The following is a 20,345-nucleotide window of genomic DNA, read 5'->3' as shown; positions in this document are numbered from 1 at the left end:
TTCTCGCGACGCCGCTCAGCGACGCATGATCTTGCGCGCCAGGCGCGTGCCCAGCATCTGCACGAGGTGCACGAACACGACGATCAGGGCGATCGCCGCCCACATCACGACCGGCTCGAACTGGCGGAAGCCGTAGATCTGCGCGAAGGCACCGAGACCGCCGCCGCCGATCAGACCGGCCATCGCCGTCATGTCGATGAGCGCGACCACGATGAACGTGTAGCCGAGGATGAGCGGGCCGAGCGACTCGGGGATCGCGACGGTGAAGAGGATGCGGAGGGGGCCGGCGCCCATCGCCCGCGCCGCCTCGATCACGCCGGGCGAGACCGAGACGAGGTGCTGCTCGACGATGCGTCCGATCGCGAACGAGGCCGCGAGGGCGATGATGAACGCACCGGCGGTGGTGCCGATGCCCACGCCCACCACGACGCGCGCGAACGGCTGCGCGACCGCCATGAAGATCACGAACGGGATCGGACGGAAGATGTTCACCGCGAGGTTCGCGAGCAGTGACACCGCACGGTTGGGCAGCAGACCACCCGGGCGGGTGACGTAGAGGATGACGCCGATGAGGAGTCCGAGCACGCCGCCGAGGACGAGCGCGAACGACGTCATGTACAGCGTCTCGAGCGCCGCGGCCCAGAACTCGGGCATCAGTTCCTGCAGACGATCCATCAGCGGGCCTCCTCTCGTGCGATCTCGGTGACTTCGACGCGTTCGGCGATGGCCGCGAGCGTGCGGTCGATGGCCGCGCTCTCACCGCGGATCGCGAGCGTCAGGTGGCCGAAGGCGCGCCCACGGATGTCGTTGATGCCGCCGTAGACGAGCTCGAAGTCGAGACCGGCCGCGGCGAGGTCGAGGAAGACCTGGGCCTGCGACGAGTCACCGTCGCGGAACGAGAAGGTGACGAGGCGCCCGCGGTGCCGCTCGCGCAGCACCGACAACTCGGCCGGCGACGGGACGCCCTTGACCACCGTGCCGACGAAGCGCTGCGACGCGGGGTTCTGCGGGGCCGAGAAGACGTCGAAGACGTCGCCCTGCTCGATCACGCGCCCGTTCTCCATGACGGCGACCTTCGTGGCGATCGTCTGGATGACGTCCATCTCGTGGGTGATGACGACGATCGTGACGCCCTGCTCCTGATTGACGCGCTTCAGCAGATCGAGCACCTCGTGCGTGGTCTGCGGGTCGAGTGCGCTGGTCGCCTCGTCGGCGAGCAGGATCGCGGGCCCTGTGGCGAGGGCGCGGGCGATGCCGACGCGCTGCTTCTGCCCGCCGGACAGCTGCTCGGGGTAGGCCTTGGCCTTGTCGGACAGTCCGACGAACGACAACAGTTCGGTCACGCGCGCGTCGATGTCTGCCTTCGTCCAGCCCGCGAGCTTGAGCGGGTAGGCGACGTTCGCGCGCACGGTGCGCGAGGAGAACAGGTTGAACTGCTGGAAGATCATGCCGATGCCGCCGCGGACCTTGCGCAGCGCGCTCTCCGAGAGGGAGGTGATGTCGACACCGCCCACGAGGATCTCGCCACTGGTCGCGGGCTCGAGGGCGTTGATCAGGCGCACGAGCGTCGACTTTCCGGCCCCGGAGTATCCGATGATTCCGAACACGTCGCCCTTCTCGATCGACAGGGTGACGTCGTCGACGGCGATGATCTCGGCGTCTCCCGGCACGCGGGAGGGATACGCCTTCGACACGTTGGTCAGGCTCACGATCGGCATGGAAGCTCCGGTGGGTGGGATGTCGGGAAACGACGAATCGGGTGACGCACGAGGCGCCACCCGATTCTCTCGCATCAGGCGGGGTGTCCCCGCCGTGATCACTTGTTCGCTGCGGTGTCCTTCTGGACCTTCTCGAGCGAAGCGACGAGGTCGGCGACCGGCGTCTGCAGCGGCACGGCGGTGTCGCCCGACGACTCGAGGAGCCCGGCCTGGACGGCCTCGTTGGTCTGGAAGATCTCGACGAGCTTGAGGTACGTCTCGTTGTCGGCGTCTTCGGCGCGGGCCGCGAAGATGTTCACGTACGGCAGCGCGTTGGGGTCCTCCGGGTCGTCCTGCGCGATCGCGTCGCTGAAGGTGAGACCGGCGTCCTCGACAAAGTCGTTGTTGATGATCGCCGCTGCGACATCGGGCAGCGACGTCGGGATGAGGGCGGCCTCGAGCGCGGTGACCTTGACCTTGGAGGAGTCGGTGTCGACGTCGGCGAGGTCGGAGAAGATCGTGCCGCCGCTCTTGAGCTCGACGAGGCCGGCCGACTGGAGCACGAGCAGGGCGCGCGCCTGGTTCGAGGCATCGTCCGGAACGGCGACGGTCTCGCCCTCGGGGATGTCGTCGACGTCGTCGTACTTCTTCGAGTAGAGGCCCAGCGGGTAGATCGCGGTGGAGCCGATCGGCGTGAGGTCGGAGCCCGAGTCCTCGTTGTAGCCGGCGAGGTACACGATGTGCTGGAACTGGTTGAGGTCGATCTCGCCCTCGGTCAGCGCGGGGTTCGGCTGCTCGTACGAGCCGAAGTCGACGAGCTCGACCGTGATGCCCTCTTCCTCAGCGGCCTCGACGAAGGCGGGCCACTGCGGGTCGCCCTTGCCGACGACGCCGATCTTGACGACCTCGTTCTCGGAGCCCGAGCCGGAGTCGGCGTCGGTGGACGTGGCGCATCCGGCGAGCGCGACGAAGAGCGGCACCGCGGCGAGCGCGGCGATGATGGGCGTGGTACGACGGGACATGATGTGTGCGGGTTCCTCTCTCAGGGACTCCCCTACGCTAGGCAGGCGCTGCCCCGGGCGCGGAATCGACCGTCACACAGCGTCACCCTGCCCTCCGCCCGCGCGTGTCGGGAGAGTCTCGGGCGCGCTGGGACCGGGTCAGTCGAACTCCTCGATCCCCTGCAGGCGCACCTGCTCGAGATCGAGGCGGGCCGCGATGCGGCGCACGACGATGTCGTCGACGGTGCCGGAGCGGCGCAGGCCGATCAGCACCTCGCGCTTGCGGTCGAGGAGGGCAAGCTTGAGACGGGTGTGCTCCTCGTGGCGCACGAGCGGCGAGCGTTGCAGCACGTCGACGTCGGTGGACGTCGCGATCATCTGCAGGGTCGTTCCGTCGACGGCATCCGTCACTCCCCCGACGCCGAGGGCATCGTCGACGACGTCGGATGCCGTGGGATCGGATGCCGTGGTGTCGGGGCTGTCGAGCAGGGCGTCGAGCTCGCGCGCCTCGGCGTCGACGAGCGCCTGTTCGCGGGCCAGGGCCTTCGCGTTGGCGAGTTCGAGCATCTGGTACCCCTCGGAGCGCACGCGATCGCGCACCTCCTGTCCGACGCCGTGCTCGGCGGCGAGATCGTCGAGTGCCGACAGCGCGGCTCCCGAGATCGCGCGTTCGGCGAGCTCGTACTCCTCCTGCTCGGCGTGGTCGACGGGCATCCGCGCCCAACGGACGACCGCGGGCAGGAGCGGGCCCTGCACGAGAAGGCTGAGCAGGATGACCCCGGCGGTCACGAACACGACCTCGTCGCGCCCGGCCGATCCTTCGGCGAGACTCGTCGGCACCGACAGGGCGATCGCGAGAGAGACGGCGCCGCGCATGCCGGCGACGGTCGAGACGACACGGGACCGCGCGCGCAGGCCGCGCGGGGGCCGGGTGGCCGGTCGTTGGAAGAATCCGGTGAAGAACTGGAAGAGGTAGCGCACGACCACGAGCGTCGCCCAGACGGCGATCGAGGTGAGCACCAGCCAGCCGATCATCGCGGCGGAGATCTCGTGCACTACGTACTGCACCTCGAGTCCGATGAGGATGAACAGGGCGCCATTGAGCAGGAAGACGCCGAACGGCCAGACCGCGTCGGATTGGCGTCGGGAGGATGCGGTCGTGACGCGCGGCGAGACGTAGGAGGCGATGAGCCCGGCCACGACCACGGCGAGCACTCCGGATGCGTGGATGAGCTCCGCCACGAGGAACGCCGAGAACGGGATGAGCAGCATCGTGACGTTGATCACGGCGGTGCGGTCGGAGCGCTGCAGGAGCAGCACTCCCAGCAGCGCGACGACGACGCCCGCCGCGATGCCGCCGATGTAGGAGACGAGCACGGTCCAGGTGACCGACCACGGTGTGACCTGGCCGCCGACGGCGAGCGAGACGGCGATGGCGTAAAGCACGAGCGCGGTGCCGTCGTTGGTGAGGCTCTCGGCCTTCAGCTTCATGAACATGCGCCGCGGCAACAGGCGCCCGAGAGCGGCGACCGCCGTCGCGTCCGGCGGGGCGACGGCTGCCCCGAGGATGAGGGCGATCTCCCACGGCATCCCGAACAGCACTCCGACGCCGGCGACGGCGAACGCGGAGGCGACGACGAGGAGCGTGCTCATCGGGAGGATGTAGCGGAAGTCACGCCGGATGGACCGCAGCGACGTCGTCAGGCTCTCCCAGAACAGCATGACGGGCAGGAACAGCAGCAGGACGGTCTCGGGCGGCAGCTGCACCTCGCGCAGCGCCGGCACGAAGCCGAGCAGGAGCCCGAACACGACGAGCACGAGCGGCAGCGCCAGTCTCACGCGGGGCGCGATCAGAGTGCCGACGAGGATCGTGAGTCCGAGCAGGACGGTGACCTCGAGTCCTTCCATGTGTACCTCCCGGTGCCGCAGAATCGTGCTGTGCGACACCGACCGGCGTCAGACCCCGCCCAGAGCACAGCGCGTCGCAAGGCAAAGGTATTCCCGTGGTCGCGAGATCGCCAGGTACTGCTGGTCCCTGGGTCGGGCGTTCGTCGGCGGCGCGGGGTGCGCCGGGGTCAGCCGATCTGCTCGCTGAGCTCGAACCAGCGCAGCTCGAGCTCTTCGATCTCGGCCTCCTGCGCGCTGATCTTCGCCATCTTCTCGCCGAGGCCCGCGTAGTCGGACTGGTCGTGCTCGGCGAGCGCGTGCTTGGCGGCATCCACCTGCTGCGTGAGCTTCTGGATGCGCCGTTCGAGGGACGAGACCTCCTTCTGCGCGGTGCGCAGGGCGGCGCCGTCGAGACCTGCGGGCGTGGCGGCCGCCGCCTCCGTCGCCGCCTTCACGGCCTGGCCCTTCTCGGCGTTCGCGGTCTGCAGGTGGCGCAGACGCAGGTACTCGTCGACGCCACCAGGCAGGTGACGCAGGTGTCCGTCGAGGATCGCGAACTGCTGGTCGGTGACGCGCTCGAGGAAGTACCTGTCGTGGCTCACGACGAGCAGGGTGCCCGACCAGGAGTCGAGGAGGTCCTCGATCGCGGCGAGCATGTCGGTGTCGAGGTCGTTGGTGGGCTCGTCGAGGATCAGCACGTTCGGCTGGTCGAGGAGCACGAGCAGGAGCTGCAGGCGGCGCTGCTGCCCACCCGAGAGATCCTTGACCGGAGTCGAGAGCTGGGCGGAGGAGAACCCGAGGCGTTCGAGGAGCTGGCCCGGGGTGAGGTCCTGGGCCTTCGAGCCCGCGCCCAGCGTGTAGGAGGTGCGCAGACCCGAGATGATCACGCGGACCGGATCGTTCCAGTACTGATCGAGCTCGTCGAGGCGCTGCGTGAGCGTCTGCACCTTCACGGTCGTGCCGCGCTTGACCCGGCCGGTCGTGGGCTCGACGGTCCCCGAGATGAGGCCGAGCAGTGTGGACTTTCCGGCGCCGTTGACACCCAGGATGCCGGTGCGCTCGCCCGGCGCGATACGCCACTCGACGTCGCGCAGCACCGTCTTCTCCCCGCCGTCGGCGGCGGGATACGTCACGCTCACGTCGAGGAGGTCGACGACGTCCTTGCCGAGGCGCGAGACGGCGAGCGACTGCAGCGACACCTTGTCGCGGATCTCGGGCACGTCGGCGATGAGTTCGTTGGCGGCATCGATGCGGAACTTCGGCTTGCTCGTGCGCGCGGGGGCTCCGCGGCGGAGCCATGCGAGCTCCTTGCGGGCGAGGTTCTGGCGCTTCGCCTCGGTGGCGGCGGCCATGCGGTCGCGCTCGACGCGCTGCAGGATGTACGCCGCGTACCCACCCTCGAACGGTTCGACGATGCGGTCGTGCACCTCCCAGGTCTCGGTGCAGACCTCGTCGAGGAACCAACGGTCGTGGGTCACGACCATGAGCGCTCCGGCGTTCGCGGCCCAGCGCTTCTTGAGGTGACCGGCAAGCCACGTGATCGCCTCGACGTCGAGGTGGTTGGTGGGCTCGTCGAGAGCGATGACGTCCCAGTCGCCCGCGAGCAGTCGGGCGAGCGAGACGCGGCGGCGCTGACCGCCGCTGAGCGAGCCGATCTCGGCGTCCCACGGCAGGTCGGTCAGCAGGCCTTCGATGACGTCGCGCGTGCGCGCATCGCCGGCCCACTCGTACTCGGGGGTGTCGCCGACGACGGCCTGGCTGATCGTGAGGTCGTCGGGCAGCGTGTCGGCCTGGTCGAGCACGCCGATCGTCGTGCCGCCGCGCACCGTGACGCGGCCGGAGTTCGGTTCCTTGATGCCCGCGAGCATGCCGAGGAGGCTCGACTTGCCGTCGCCGTTGCGGCCGACGATGCCGATGCGATCCCCCTCCTCGATGCCGAGCGTCACGGAGTCGAAGACGACCCTCGTCGGATATTCGAGGTGCAGGGCCTCGGCCCCCAGAAGATGTGCCATGTCACTGTCCAGGGTAGCCGGGTGGGCGGACACCGAAGACCTCGGGGAGCGCAGCGACGAACTCGTCGAGGTGGCCGTACCAGGGCGTGTGCGCGGCGCCGGGGATGCGGCGTACGTCGATGTCGGCGTTCTGCCACCCGGTCGCTGCGGCTCCCGTGACGAAGCGGCTGGGTTCGGCGATGACGGCGATCGAACCGGGCGGCGGATGCTCGTCGATGTCAGCCCCGCAGGAGATCGACGCCGAGGTCGCGGGGTCGAAGAGCTGTGCTGCCCGCGCTTCGCGCTCGGCGGCGGCGACGGAGTATCCGGGGCGTGCACGCAACGCGTCGACGGTGCGGGCCGCGGCATCCTCGGCGTACTGCCTTGTCAGCGTCGCGCGATCGGACCCTCCGGTGAATCCGAGTGCGGCCTCGACGAACACCGCGAGACCCGGATCGAGGGCAGCAGCCCCTGCGGCGAGGACGGTGCCGCCATAAGAGTGGCCCATCGCCGCCGCGGGTGGGCGGTCCAGGTGCGTCTGCACGGTTCGCACGGCGGATGCCGCGGCGCGCGCGACCGTCAGCTCGGGGTCGCGCGGCGAGCGGCCGTGGCCGGGGAGATCGATCGCCAGGACCCGCCACCCGTTCGCGGCGAGGCGCGGGACGAGGTCGTGCCAGCTCTCGGTCGATCCCATCAGACCGTGGAGCAGCACGATGCTGTCGGCATCCTGCTCGCTCGCGCCGTCAGCCGTGCGGCCCGTCGGCGGCGTGATCTCGGCGTGGAGAAGCATCCGTCGAGTCAATCACGCCGACGGGCGATCACATCGTCGTCTCCGCCTCCCGGCGCCGCCGCGTGAACAGCACGGCTGTTCCCCCGAGGAGCACGGCCAGGCTCGCGACGATGGCGAGGGCCGCGACGGTCTCGGCATCCGTCCCCGTGTCCGCGAGGTTGCCGCCGGGAGCTGTCGCCCCGCCCGACGGAGCGGCGACGATCTCGACCGGCGCCCACCCGATGAGGGCGCCGTCCGCGGCGTAGACGGCGACGCGGTGCGCCCCGAGCGCGGCATCCGTCGGGATCACCGCCCGCACGACGCCCGTCGACGATGCGGTGAGCGTGCCGAGGTGGGTGGGTTCGGAGAAGAGGTAGACCTCGACCGTCGCGCCGGCGAGGTCTGACCCGATCGAGAGATCAATGGGCGCACCCTGGGCCACCGTGGCCGGAGCGGTGACGGATCCGCGGTTGTCGTCGGTGAGGTCGTCGGCCGACGGGGCCGCGGGCTCCTCGGATGCGGGCGTCACGGTGAGGGTGGCCGGCTCGGTCGCGGTCTCGCCGACGGAGTTCGTGAAGACCGCGCGATAGCGGGTGCCCGTGGCGGATGCCGGGACGGCGTCGAGCGTGAGAGTGGAGGCGACGGCATCCGGGATCGTCACCCAGTCGCCGGCATCCGGGAGCTGCGTCTGCCAGATCACGGTGGGCTCGGGGGTTCCCGTCGCCGTGGCGGTGAAGGCCGCCGTCGCTCCCTCGCCGACCTCGGCATCCGACGGCTGTATGACGATCTGCGGAGCGACGTCCTGCGCCTCCGGAAGGGTGGTTCCCGGGACCTCGGTGCCGGGAGCGGCGTAGATGAATCGCAGGCCGCGGCTGAACGCTGCGCCGATCACCGAGAGGTGGGTCTCGTCCGGGAACACCGTCGCGCCCAGTTCGAGCCCGTCGTAGGCGCGGCTCTGGAGCGTGCGGGCGAAGTTCGTCATGTCGCTGGTCATCGGGAATCCCGAAGTGGTCTCCTCGAGCTCGCCGACCGAGAGGAAGACGCGGGCGTCGAGGGCATCGTTCGCGTCGGAGTAGGCCGCCTCCATATCGAGGATCGTGCGGTCGTCCCACCAGATCGACGGGCTCGCGATGACGAAGCGATCGAAGAGGCCGTCGTTGTGGAGCAGGGCGTAGGTGGCGAAGAGACCGCCGAAGGAGTGACCCATGAGCGCGCGGTCGTCGGGGTCGGCGTGGAACTCGCTCTCGATGTGCGGGACGAGCTTGGAGCGCAGGAAATCGAGGAATTCGGGGGCGCCTCCGGTCGGCACGTCGGCCGTGATCTCGGTCGGGGTGAGGTCGAGGGTGCGGCGCACCCCGGAGGCCGCGAAGCCCTGGCCGGGATCGTCGTAGCCGATGCCGACGACCATGGTTCCGGGCGCGTTGAGACGGGCGGTCTCGACGGCGATCCCGAATTCGGCGTTCGCGTCGGTGACGTAGAGCACGCGGTAGGCGGCGCCGGATTCGTCGTAGTTCGCCGGGAGCGCGACCGAGATCTTGTAGTCGCGGCCGGCATCGGACGTGGTGGTCCAGGTCTGGACGTCGCGGATGAAGTCGTCGGGGGCGTCGGCAGGCGCTGCGGCGGACGCCTCGGCCGGGGCGGCGGCGGGGATGGCCGGTGGCGAAGACGTCGCGGACGTGTCGTTCGCGCCGGCGAGCGCGAGCGTCGCGCCGGCCGTGAGCGCGATCACGGTCGGGAGGGCGAGCACGTTGCGGAAGTGGTGTCTCATGTCGGTTTCTCCTTCATCGGATGCCGCGTCGGATACCGCTGGTGGAAAGCCACGGTAGAGCGGGCACACCGCGCCGCCCATGTGGTGCGGACCCAGCACTGGCATGCGGTGATGTGCCGAGCACCCGGTCGAGCGCCGTCCGAGAATCGTTCATATGTTCGAATGTCGGTGGTGGGTGATGGAGTGTTCTCATGACGGAACTGCTCGATGCGACGGACTCACAGACGGCGATGCTCGCCGACCTCGTCGACTCCGTGCGGGCGGTCGAGGAGACGATCGCCCGACTGTCCGCGGTGCGCGACGGGATGCTCGCCATCGCGTCCCGGATCGCCGTGGATGTGGCTCGCCAAGCCTCGCACCCCGACCAGGGCGATATGGCGGTGCGCTCGGTGGCGGCGGAGATCGGGGCGGCGGTGCGGGCGAGCGACCGCACGATCGAGAGGCGGATGGATGCCGCATCCTGGCTCGTAGAGGCGTTCCCCGCCGTGTGGGCTGCACAGGGAGCCGGGAGGATCAGCGCCGCGCACGCTCAGGTGATCGCCGACGCGGGCGCGCATCTCGACCACGCGCTCCATCGCGAGGCTTATGCGGCGCGTGCGGTGGAAGCGGCCTCGGTCGAGTCGCCGAATCGGCTGCGCAGGATCGCTCGGCGGATCGCCGAGCAGTTCCAGCCCCGCACGGTCACCGAACGTCATCGCGATGCCCGAGAACTGCGGCGGGTGTGGGTGAAGGATCTCGATGACGGAATGGCCGAACTCGGGATGCTCGGGCCGGCCGTGCTCGTGCACGGCATGCACGATCGACTCACGCGGATGGCGCGGACGATCACCCTCGAGAACGCCCAGGCAACGAAAGCATCGACGGAGGAGACGGGCGAGCCCGACACTCGCACGACCGACCAGTTGCGCGCGGATCTCCTGGCGGATCTCGTCCTCACCGGGTCGCCGGTCGGTCACGACTCCCAGACGGGAGTTCTCGGCAAGATACATGCACGGGTCGAGATCACGGTGCCGGTGCTGACGCTCATGGACGACGATCCAGGTGCTTCCGGCTCACCACCGGCGGAACTCGACGGTCGCTTCCCGATCGACACCGATACGGCCCGGTTGCTCGCCGGTGGCGTGACGGGCTGGGAACGGGTGCTGACGCATCCGATCACCGGTGCGCTCCTCGCTGTCGATCGATATCGACCCTCCGATCAGCTCTCCCGCCATCTGCGTGCGCGCGATCAACGCTGCCGGTTCCCCGGGTGCGGAATCGCCGCCCGCAAGTGCGACGTCGATCACACGCATGCCGCCTCGCACGGCGGCGAGACCTGCGCCGACAACCTCGCCCATCTCTGCCGGCGACATCACATGCTCAAACACCACTCGCCCTGGCACGTCCGACACCGCCGCGTCGGCGACGATCGCGGCGAACACGAGAACGACGACACGAACGCGGGGCGCGCCGGCGACCTCATCTGGACCAGCCCCACCGGGACGACCTACATCGACCGACCACCACAACAGAATGCGGTCACCTTCACCGAGGACAACCCACCATGAGGAGCTCGAGACGACAACCCGCCCGAGGCGACAGCACGCCCAGGAGACGGCAACATGCCCAGGAGACGGCAACATGCCCAGGAGACGACAACATGCCCAGGAGACGGCAACATGCCCAGGAGACGACAACATGCCCAGGAGATGACAGCACGCCCCGCTCCGGCGTGGGCTTCTCCAGGTCGCCCTGCGATGCGCTTGGTTTCGGCCCGCGTCGGTGTTCGGTGACCGCGCACGGCACCCGTCACGCGCGCTGCACCGTCACGCGCGCTGCGCGACCTCCACGATGGTGTCGATCCCGCGCGCGGCGAGAGCGCCGGCATCCTGCGCGGTGCGCGAGGTGACCACGGTCACGGGGTCGCCCTGTTCGCGCAACTCGTGCCAGCGCTCGAACACGCGTCCGCCGGGGGCGAGATCGGTGCGCGAGAGCGGCAGATCGTCGCCGTCCACATCGATGACGACGCCCACGGTCCGCGGCACCGCCCGCGATGCATCGGCATCTGCAGCATCCGCCCGCGCATCCGCCCGCGCGTCCGCGACCAGCTCTGCGAACCGGCGGCCCAGCGGCTTCACGACGTTCTCCGTGTCGAGCAGTCCGAGCGAGTATTCGAGGTCCTTGTAGTCCCCCAGCGACCGCGAGACGTCGTGCGAACACCACCACGTGATGCCGTAGAGGCCCTCCGTGGTCAGCGCTGCCTCAACCGTGCGCGTGGCGAACTCGGGCATCTCGTCCTCGGCGAGGTTCATGGACGGCGCCCCGACCTCCTGCAACCACACCTTGCGCTGCGGATCCGTGGCGAACGCCTTCGAGAGCTCGATCATCCACTCGGCGTGCCGCACCGACGGCGACGACAGCCCGCCGTAGCGCGCGGCCGTGCCGTTGAAGATCCAGGAGTGCACCGTCGTGACGTCGCCGAGACGGGACGCGTGCTCAGGGAGGAAGGGATGCCCGTCCCGGTACCAGAGGTGGTCGTTCTCACTGTGCGTGATGAGGTGGCGCGGATCCCGATCGCGCGGCGCCTGCAGCAGGCTCTCGAGCCAGTGCGTGATCTGCGCACTCTCGGCGGGCATCGCGGCGGGGTTCGGCAGCTGGAACTGGTTGAGCTCGTTGCCGAGCGTCAACCCGATGAGGTTCGGCTTCTCGCGCACCGCGTCGTAGACCGCCGAGACGAGCGCCGCCTGCGCCTGGATCGCCTTCTCATCGGTGAACATGTTGCCGTCGTGCCAGTTGACCAGCCACGCCGGCACGAAGTCGAAGCCCGACATGTGCCCCTGGATGACGTCGACAGCGATATCGAGGTCGAACTCGGCGGCGATGTCGGCGACGAGGGCGATGTCGTCGAGCGCCTTGCGGCGGATGAGCGTCCGATTCGGTTGCAGCACCGGCCACAGCGGGAACACCCGCACGTGGTCGAGCCCGAGCCCGGCGAGCGCCGCGAAGTCCCGGCGCACGACATCGGCGTCGATCCCCATCCACTGGAACATCCAGTCCTGGGAGGGGGTGTAGTTCGCGCCGAAACGGGGTGCGTCGAAATGCCGGGCACCGAAGCGGGGAGTCTGGTCAGTCACTGATCTGTGGTCCTTCTCGATCGTGGTCAGGAGGTCGTGGTCAGGAGGTCGTGGTCAGGAGGTCGTGGTCAGGAGGTCGTGGTCATCACGGCAGGGGCGCCGGGCCGCTCGACTCGCGCACGATCAGGCGCCGCGACGACACGGTCTGCGACACGGCATCCTCGCCGCTCACGATCCGTGCGAGCAGTGCCACGGCGGTACGGGCGCTCTCCTCGACGGGAGCGTCGAGCGCGGTGAGCCGTGGGCGCACCAGGCTCGACACCCAGGAGTCCTCCCACGCGATCACCGACAACCGCTCGGGCACGCGCACACCGATCTCGGGCGCGTGCGCGACGATCTCCGCCGCCAGGGCCTCGCTGTCGACGAGCAGGGCAGTCGTCGATCCGGCGCGCGCCAACAGATCGGCCACCGGATCGGATGCTTCCCCCTCCCAGCGCAGAACGAGCGACGTCATGCCGCGCTTCTCGGCGGCATCCACGAATCGGCGATCACGATCGCGGGCGTGCACGAGGCCGGGCGAATCGCTCACCCGCGCCACGGCACGATGACCGAGGCCGTGCAGATGCGAGAGCACCTCCTCGTACGCGGCGTCGTCGTGCACGGTCACCGCCGGCACGACGTCGTCGACCGGCGCTCCGAGCAGCACCGCGGGAGCGCCGAGCTCGCGCACGAGTCCGGTGCGGGGGTCGTCGTCACGGAGATCGACGAGCAGGAACGCGTCCACCCGCTGCTCGCTCCACCACTCGCGGTAGACGCGCTCCTCGTCCTCCGCGCGCACGAGGGTGAGTGAGAGCGACCAACCGATCTCGGCCAGCGGTTCGGTGAGACCCGCGATGAGTCGCATGAAGAAGGGATCGCGCTCGAACGTGTCGCCCGAGCGGGCGATCACCAGGCCGAGACTGCGTCCGCCCTGACCGCTCACCTTGCGGCTCGCGTAGTTCGGACGCCAGTGCAGCTCATCGGCCGCCTGACGGATGCGCGCGGCCGTCGCCGCCGACACGTTCGGACGCCCGTTGAACACGTGCGACACGGCAGAGGGCGACACCCCGGCACGCGCGGCGACCGCGGCGATCGTCGCACGGGCGGGCTTCTTCCCGTTCGCCGCGTTCCCGTTCGCCGCGTTCCCGTTCGACGCGTTCTCGCTCGACACCTTCTCGCTCACACCACCGAGATTAGGGTGTTGACCGTCCGTTGTAAAGCGGTATACATTAATCGCACGTTGACGTGTACCGCTTTACAAGCACACCTTGAAGAGCGCACCGTGACGGCATCCATCCGTAGCACTGCAGCTCTCAGGAGGGCTCATGACCGAAGGCATCAGCAGGCGCACCTTTCTCGGGGCGGTGATCGGGGGCGGCGTGATGATCCCTCTGCTCACCGGATGCGGCCCCCTCATGCCGGCATCCAGCACGGCGGGATCGATCTCCGTACACACCCAGCTCAGCGGGGCCGTCTCCGGTGCCCAGGTGTTCTCGGATGTCGTGGCCGCGTACTCGCGGGCAGGTGACCGGCCCGTCGCCCTCCTCAAGAACGGATCCGACCTGCCGATCGTCTTCGAGACCAGCTCGCTGGCGGGCAAGGAGGCCGACATCGCGATGGTCAACCTCCAGGGCCGCACGCTCTCCTGGACCCGACTCGGCGCCACCATCCCCGTGCAGCACCTGCTCGACGAGTGGGGCCTGCGCGACAAGATCATCCCGGAGGCCCTCGAGGAATGGACGGATGCCGAGGGCAACCTGCGCGCGTTCCCCTTCACCCGCACCAACTGGCCGGTCTCGTTCAACACCGGACTCCTCGAGGAGGCCGGTGTCGGCATCCCGACGACTTCCGACGAGTTGATCGCCGCGGCCGACGCGCTGCGCTCGAAGGGCATCGGCCCGGTGACCGTCGGCGGCTCCGACTGGAGCGGCCAGAAAATGTTCCTGCAGATCCTGCAGGGCTTCCTCACCCGCGACGAGGCGAGCAAGGCGTTCTCCTCCGGGAAGCTGTCGGAGTTCCCGGGCGCCGTGGCCGGCGTCGAGCACTTCGTCGAGCTGCGCGACGCCGGTGTCTTCGTCGACAACGTGCAGGGCTACACGTCCGACTCCGAACTCACCCAGTTCAACACCCGCAAGGCCGCGATCGTCCCGGCGATGTCGTCGGCCCTCGCCCTCGTCCCCGCCGAGCGGGCGGCCGAGGTCACGGTCGGCGGCTGGCCGAAGCCGTCGAGCGGCGGCGTGGTCGCGCACCCCACGGTCATCCAGAGCTTCAACGGCCACGGCATCTGGATCAGCGCGAACGGCGCCGAGAAGCTCGACCTCCTGAAGCCCTTCATCCAGAACCTCTACACGCCCGAGGTCACGAGCGAGTTCATTCTCGGCTCCGGCCGCGACATGAGCCGGATCACCGATGTCGTCAGCCGCGACTTCCCATTGGTCGCGCAGGCTTCGCAGCTCACGACCGATCAGGTCACCCCGGTGATGCTGCCCGACCTGCTCATCCCCGACGCCGTCTTCGAGCCGATGATCCGCGCGACCGCGATGGCCTACGGCCGGGCCTCGGCCGATCAGATCATCGACACGTTCGAGAAGGCCTACGACGCGGCCTGAGGGCCCGAGAGGACACCATGACCGCGCTCGCTCCTGCCCCCACCACCGAACAGCTCGTCACCGCCATGCCCCCGAACGGGCGTCCCCGACGCTCACCGCTGCGCGAGCGATTCCCCGGCCTCGCCCTCCCGGCCCTCATCTGGTACGCCGTGTTCATGATCGGCCCGGTCATCGCGATCTTCGTGATCTCGTTCCTGGACTGGCCCGGGATGCTCGAGACGCCGACCTTCGCCGGCTGGGACAACTTCCGCGCGGTGTTCTCCGACCCGACCTTCTGGGCCGCGCTGGGCAACTCCGCCATCCAGATCGTCGTCGGCCTGCCGATCATGATCATCCTGGCGTTCCTGCTCGCGTTCTACGTCGTGCAGAAACCCCGCGGCCACCGCGTGCTGCGCTACCTGCTCTTCATCCCCGCCCTGATCTCCGCCCCGGCGACGGCGATGGTCTTCTACGCCATGCTCAACCCCGACGGCCTGGTCAACGGCATCCTCGCTCCCCTGGGCCTGAGCGGGAACGCCTGGCTGGCCGACCCGAGCACGGCGCTCGGCGCGATCATCGCGGTCGAACTGTGGAGCGGCATCGGGTACTCGGCCGTGCTGATCGCCGCCCGCCTCGACGGCGTCGACACCGAGATCGTGCAGGCCGCCCGAGTCGACGGCGCAGGCGACTGGCGCGTGGCGTGGCGCATGTACTGGCCGATCGCGCAGGACTTCATCGGGGTCGTGACGATGCTGCAGTTCCTGTCGCTGCTGTTCAACTCCGCGCAGACGGTGCTGCTGCTCACCCAGGGTGGTCCCGGCACCTCGACCATGACGCTGTCGTACCTGATCTACAGCAAGGCGTTCGTCGAGACGAACCTCGGCTACAGCCAGGCCGTCGGCGTCATCCTGTTCATCCTCGGACTGCTCGGCATGTGGCTGATCCGCCGCACGCTGCGCGCGACCCACTGACCGGACGAAGGAGCATCCCATGGCATCACGCACCGTCCTCCCCCTCCGCGACCGGGTCGGATCCCTCACGAGTGGAACCCTCGCCTGGCTGTACGCGGCGATCCTGATCATCCCCTTCTACTACTTCATCGCGTCGTCGTTCAAGACGAACGAGGAGATCTTCGAGTCGCCCCTCGCGCTCCCCACGAGCTGGGACTTCTCGAACTTCACGACCGCCCTCCGCCAGGCCGATCTGGGCCTCGCCGTCGCGAACTCCGCTCTGACGACGGTGGCGGCGCTGATCCTCACGCTGCTCCTCGCCCTCCCCGCCGCATTCGCCCTCGCCCGCGCCACGGGTCGGGTGGGCCGCATCATCGAGACCGTCTTCAGCCTCGGCTTCCTGATCCCCTCGTTCGCGGCACTCTTCCCGACGTTCCTGCTGGCGGCGACCCTCGGCCTGTTCCACACGCGGACGTTCGTGGTGCTGCTGCTGCCGGCGACCGCCCTCCCGCTGTCGATCGTCATCCTCACCGCGTTCATGCGCACGATCCCGCGCGAGCTCGAGGAGGCCGCATCGATGGACGGTGCGACCACACTGCAGGTCCTCCGCCAGGTCTACCTGCCGATCTGCATCCCCGGCATCGCGACCGTGCTGCTGCTGAACTTCCTCTCCTTCTGGAACGCCTACCTGTATCCGCTCATCCTCATCGGCCCCGACACCTCCCAGCGCACGATCCAGGTGGCGCTGCCGACCCTCAAGGTCGACGCGGGAACCGACTACGGTGTGCTGATGGCCGGAACCCTCCTGACCCTGCTGCCCGTCTACCTCGTCTACACGATCCTGCAGAAGCAGATGCAGAAGGCGCTGGTCTCCGGGGCGATCAAGGGATGACGGGCGAACACGGGATGACCACCTCCGCGTCCCTCCCCCTGCGCGAGCGCGTCGGCCAGATCAATCAGCGGCTCAAGGGCTGGGAGGCGGTGCACTGGGTCGACGGCGCACCCCGCATCACCGATGTCCTGCGTCGGGAGGTCGATCGTTGGGGCGGCATCGGCGCGATCTACGGCGTGCTGCGCGCCGACCCCTGGTCGCAGGTGCGGTGGAGCAACGGCATCCCGCCCGAGCGCAGCGCCGAGGCGTACGCGGCTGTGCAGGAGTACGTCGTCACACACGGGGCGGGCCTGCCGACGCTGTTCGTCGAGGAGGTGCCGCACGGCCTCATGGCTCTCGGCGGCACGACCCTGCCCGTCAACCTGGCGCTCGGTGCGGGCATGGATACCGACCTCACCCGGGAGCTCGCGGCGCACGTCGCCGCCGAGACACGCGCACGCGGCACGCACGTCGCGCTGGTCTCGGGACTCGACGTGCTGCGCGACCCGCGCTGGGGGCGGGCCGAGGAGTGCTTCGGCGAGGATCCAGCGCTGGCCGCCCTCCTCGTCGAGGCGACGGTGCGCGGGATGCAGGGGACGGATGCTGACACCGCAGCGTCGATGATCGCCGCCGATCGAGTCGCCGTCGTCGCGAAGCACCTGGCCGCACAGGGCGCCGGGATCGGCGGTCGCAACGGCTCCGGCGCTCCGATCGGACGCCGGGAACTCGGCGAGATCCATCTGCGCCCGGCCTACGCCGCCGCGCGCGCGGGAGTCGCCGGCTTCATGTCGGCGTACAACGACATCGACGGCATCCCCTGCACGGCGAATCGCGAGTTGCTCACCGGCACGCTGCGCGAGGACTGGGGCTGGGACGGCCTCGTGATGGCCGACGGCACCGCGATCGATCGCCTGCGCGACAGCTCCCCCGATCCGGCGACGGCTGCGGCGATCGCCCTCGACGCGGGAGTCGATCTCAGCCTCTGGGACGAGGCCTTCACGCACGTCGAAGAGGCCGTCGAGCGCGGCATCCTCGACGAGAGCGTCGTGACGCGCGCCGCCGACCGCGTGCTCGCACTCAAGCACCGGGTCGGTCTGGTCGAGCTGACCGGTCTGACCGGTGAGCCGGGTCCGCTCGGTCGAGCCGACGTGCCGGCCGCGCGTCCCAGCGAACCCGAGCGCGAGCGCGCGTTCCTCGTCCTGGCCGAACGGGCCGCCGCGCAGTCCGTCGTCGTCGTGCACGATGCGGGGGCACTCCCGCTTCCGGCGATCGACTCCGCCGCGGATACCGCCCCGGCTGCCGGCCCGGTGTTCGCGCTCCTCGGACCGAACGCGGCGGACCTCGACGCCCAGCTCGGCGACTACACCCCTCCGCGCCCGAGCCCCGACCCGACGGCCTCGACCGTGCACTCGGCGCTCGTCGCCCGATACGGCACGGAACGGGTGCGCGTCGCGCCGGGCTCCCGCCACCGCGGCGAACTCGACGATCCCCGCGCCGCCCGGGCTTCCGTGAGCGCCGCCCTCGACGACGCCGACATCGCCCTCGTCGTGCTCGGCGGAACGAGCCGCCGCAGCTACGACGACGAGTTCGCCGACAACGGCGCGGTCGACGGGCCGGCCCCCGACACGACCAACGGCGAGGGAGTCGACCTCTCGCAGCTCGCCCTGCCCGACGCGCAACTCGCACTGCTCCGCGCAGCGCGCGCATCGGATGCCGTGCGGGTGGTCACGGTCGTGATCGACGGTCGCCCGCGTCCGCTCGACGACGTGATCGCGCTCTCGGATGCTGTGATCCTCGCTCCCTTCCCCGGCCCCGCCGGCGGAGAGGCGATCGTCCGCGCCCTCACGTCCGGCGTGGGCGGAGGCCTGCTGCCGACCACGCTCCCCTCCGCCGACGGAGTGCTCCCGGTCGCCCACGACGAGCGTCGCGAGACCGCGCGCGGCTACCTCGATGCGCGACACCCCGCCGGAACGCTCTTCGGAACGGGCACACCGCCCGCGATCGAGGTCGTCGTGCGCCCCGACCCGTCCGCCGCATCCCTGACCATCTCCACAGCCGCACTCGGAGCGGGCGGGAGGCTCACGATCGAGGTCGAGGTCGCGAACTCCTCGGCATCCGAGATCTCCGTCGCCGTCCCGCTGTACGGGCGCCGACACGAGCGCGGCATCCGTCCCCGCCGCCGCACACTGCTGGCGGTCGCCCGGGTGACCGTCGCCGCCGGGTCCCACACCACCGCCTCTCGCACCACCGCCTCTCTCAAGCTCGGGCTCGACGCCCTCGGCTCCTGGGCGACCGGGCGTCCGGAGGCCCGGCCCGCCGAGATCGTCGTGTGGACGGGATCCGCGCACGACCCGACCGACGACGCGATCACGATCCGCGTCACCGATGAGAAGGGCCGCACGGAATGGGCGAGCTGACCGCTTTCGCACCCGATGACCGCACGCGCACCCTGATCGCGGATGCCGCCGACGGAGTGCGCCGCACGACCGGCGAACGCATCGGCGACCTCGTCGAGGCGGCCTTGCTACGCACCCTCACCGACACCGTGGGGATCGACCCGGACGGCCGCGTCTTCATCATCACCGGCGACATCCCGGCGATGTGGCTGCGCGATTCGACGACGCAGCTCACCCCGTACCTGCGCTTCCTCGACGAGAGCCCGCAGCTCGCCGACCTGGTCGAGGGCGTGGTGCGCCGGCAGTTCGGTTTCCTCGCGCACGACTCCTACGCGAACGCCTTCAACAACGGCCCGACCGGCGCGCACTACGACCCCGACGACGTCTGCGACGACCCGGAGATCTGGGAGCAGAAGTACGAGGTCGACAGCCTCTGCTACCCGGTCTCCCTCGCGCACGCCCTCTGGCGTCGCACCGGGCGCACGTCGGTCTTCGACGACGACGTGCACGCCGTCCTTCGCACGATCGTCGACCAGCTGCGCACCGAGCAGCACCACGAGGACTCCGCGTACCGGTTCGAACGCACCACCGCTATCCCCACCGAGACGCTCCCCCGCGGCGGCCGCGGTTCGGCGGTCGCCCGCACGGGGATGACGTGGAGCGGATTCCGTCCCTCCGACGACGCCTGCACCTACGGGTACAACATTCCGGCGAACCTGTTCGCCGCCCAGGCGCTGCGCGCCCTCGCCGAAATCGCCCGCGACGTGCTCGCCGACGACGCACTCGCGACGGACGCGCTGGCGCTCTCCGAGGAACTGCGGGCCGGGGTGCGCGCGCACGGCATCGTCGACGGCCCCGCCGGGGAGCCGATCTACGCCTACGAGGTCGACGGCCTCGGCGCGGCGCTCGTCATGGACGACGCGAACACGCCATCGCTGCTGTCGCTCCCGCTGATCGCCGCCGACGTGATCGATCGCGAGGTCTGGGAGAACACGCGCCGGGTCGTGTTGAGCCCCGCGAACCCGTACTGGTTCGCGGGCACCGCGTTGCGCGGCATCGGCAGCCCCCACACCCGCGAGGGCCGCGTCTGGCCGATCGCCCTCGCCGTGGAGGGTCTCGTCGGCACTCCGGACGACCGCATCCGCCTGCTGCGCATGATCGCCGAGACGGATGCCGGCACGGCGCACGTGCACGAGAGCATCGACGTCGACGACCCCGCCGTCTTCAGTCGCCCCTGGTTCTCGTGGGCGGAGTCGATGTTCTGCGAACTCGCGCTCACCGTCGCCGCGGACTGACCGCAGACGCACGAACCGCCCGGGTCGAAGGACCCGGGCG

Annotated in this window: 15 protein-coding genes; 6 read left to right on the top strand and 9 right to left on the bottom strand. The window is 69.8% G+C overall.

Going from position 1 to position 20,345, the window contains the following annotated elements; genetic code table 11:
* Positions 1–15: 15 nt before the first annotated feature.
* The 7 genes from ACFY9N_RS12920 to ACFY9N_RS12890 all read right to left on the bottom strand — a co-directional run bounded on the left by ACFY9N_RS12920 (position 16) and on the right by ACFY9N_RS12890 (position 9,113).
* Positions 16–675 carry a methionine ABC transporter permease gene (locus tag ACFY9N_RS12920; RefSeq protein WP_391479073.1) on the bottom strand — a complete coding sequence of 220 codons (660 nt, stop codon included), beginning with the start codon at positions 673–675 and terminating at the stop codon, positions 16–18.
* Positions 675–1,718, bottom strand: coding sequence for a methionine ABC transporter ATP-binding protein (locus tag ACFY9N_RS12915; protein WP_391479071.1), 1,044 nt, complete (start codon positions 1,716–1,718; stop codon positions 675–677). Before ACFY9N_RS12915 ends, ACFY9N_RS12920 begins: the two co-directional genes overlap by 1 nt.
* A gap of 98 nt (positions 1,719–1,816) precedes the next feature.
* Positions 1,817–2,719 (bottom strand): MetQ/NlpA family ABC transporter substrate-binding protein, encoded by a 903-nt coding sequence (locus ACFY9N_RS12910; RefSeq protein ID WP_391479070.1) that lies wholly within the window; start codon positions 2,717–2,719, stop codon positions 1,817–1,819.
* A 138-nt stretch (positions 2,720–2,857) separates the two neighbouring features.
* Positions 2,858–4,606, bottom strand: a complete 1,749-nt coding sequence (locus ACFY9N_RS12905) for a Na+/H+ antiporter (protein WP_391479068.1) — start codon at positions 4,604–4,606, stop codon at positions 2,858–2,860.
* Between the two features lie 167 nt (positions 4,607–4,773).
* Positions 4,774–6,597, bottom strand: coding sequence for an ABC-F family ATP-binding cassette domain-containing protein (locus ACFY9N_RS12900; RefSeq protein WP_391479067.1), 1,824 nt, complete (start codon positions 6,595–6,597; stop codon positions 4,774–4,776).
* Position 6,598: 1 nt separating this feature from the next.
* On the bottom strand, positions 6,599–7,366 hold the full coding sequence (locus ACFY9N_RS12895) for an alpha/beta fold hydrolase (protein WP_391479065.1): 768 nt from the start codon (positions 7,364–7,366) through the stop codon (positions 6,599–6,601).
* 28 nt (positions 7,367–7,394) lie between these two features.
* Entirely contained in the window at positions 7,395–9,113 is a 1,719-nt protein-coding gene (locus tag ACFY9N_RS12890; protein ID WP_391479064.1) for an alpha/beta hydrolase-fold protein, read from the bottom strand.
* Positions 9,114–9,304: 191 nt separating this feature from the next.
* Between ACFY9N_RS12890 and ACFY9N_RS12885 the strand changes: the two genes are divergently transcribed.
* Positions 9,305–10,660 carry a DUF222 domain-containing protein gene (locus tag ACFY9N_RS12885; RefSeq protein ID WP_391479063.1) on the top strand — a complete coding sequence of 452 codons (1,356 nt, stop codon included), beginning with the start codon at positions 9,305–9,307 and terminating at the stop codon, positions 10,658–10,660.
* Between the two features lie 258 nt (positions 10,661–10,918).
* On the opposite strand, the gene ACFY9N_RS12880 is transcribed toward ACFY9N_RS12885, so the two are convergent.
* Complete coding sequence (locus ACFY9N_RS12880; RefSeq protein ID WP_391479061.1) at positions 10,919–12,226, bottom strand: glycosyl hydrolase; 1,308 nt, start codon at positions 12,224–12,226, stop codon at positions 10,919–10,921.
* A gap of 85 nt (positions 12,227–12,311) precedes the next feature.
* On the bottom strand, positions 12,312–13,388 hold the full coding sequence (locus ACFY9N_RS12875; protein ID WP_391479060.1) for a LacI family DNA-binding transcriptional regulator: 1,077 nt from the start codon (positions 13,386–13,388) through the stop codon (positions 12,312–12,314).
* 142 nt (positions 13,389–13,530) lie between these two features.
* On the opposite strand from ACFY9N_RS12875, the gene ACFY9N_RS12870 reads away from it, so the two are divergent.
* Genes ACFY9N_RS12870 through ACFY9N_RS12850 form a run of 5 tightly spaced genes read left to right on the top strand, consistent with a single transcriptional unit; the run spans position 13,531 to position 20,305 of the window.
* Positions 13,531–14,814, top strand: a complete 1,284-nt coding sequence (locus ACFY9N_RS12870) for an ABC transporter substrate-binding protein (RefSeq protein WP_391479058.1) — start codon at positions 13,531–13,533, stop codon at positions 14,812–14,814.
* Between the two features lie 17 nt (positions 14,815–14,831).
* Positions 14,832–15,764: a carbohydrate ABC transporter permease gene (locus tag ACFY9N_RS12865; RefSeq protein WP_391479057.1), complete on the top strand. Its 933-nt coding sequence runs from the start codon at positions 14,832–14,834 to the stop codon at positions 15,762–15,764.
* Positions 15,765–15,783: 19 nt separating this feature from the next.
* Positions 15,784–16,635, top strand: coding sequence for a carbohydrate ABC transporter permease (locus tag ACFY9N_RS12860; protein WP_391479055.1), 852 nt, complete (start codon positions 15,784–15,786; stop codon positions 16,633–16,635).
* 14 nt (positions 16,636–16,649) lie between these two features.
* Positions 16,650–19,031 carry a glycoside hydrolase family 3 protein gene (locus tag ACFY9N_RS12855; protein ID WP_391479054.1) on the top strand — a complete coding sequence of 794 codons (2,382 nt, stop codon included), beginning with the start codon at positions 16,650–16,652 and terminating at the stop codon, positions 19,029–19,031.
* Positions 19,019–20,305, top strand: coding sequence for a glycoside hydrolase family 125 protein (locus tag ACFY9N_RS12850; RefSeq protein ID WP_391479052.1), 1,287 nt, complete (start codon positions 19,019–19,021; stop codon positions 20,303–20,305). Before ACFY9N_RS12855 ends, ACFY9N_RS12850 begins: the two co-directional genes overlap by 13 nt.
* The last annotated feature ends 40 nt before the right edge of the window (positions 20,306–20,345 follow it).

It is taken from the genome of Microbacterium sp. NPDC008134, from assembly GCF_042957055.1.
Lineage (GTDB): Bacteria > Actinomycetota > Actinomycetes > Actinomycetales > Microbacteriaceae > Microbacterium.
Note: the sequence above shows the minus strand (reverse complement) of the source record. Positions and strands in the feature narration are given on the sequence as shown.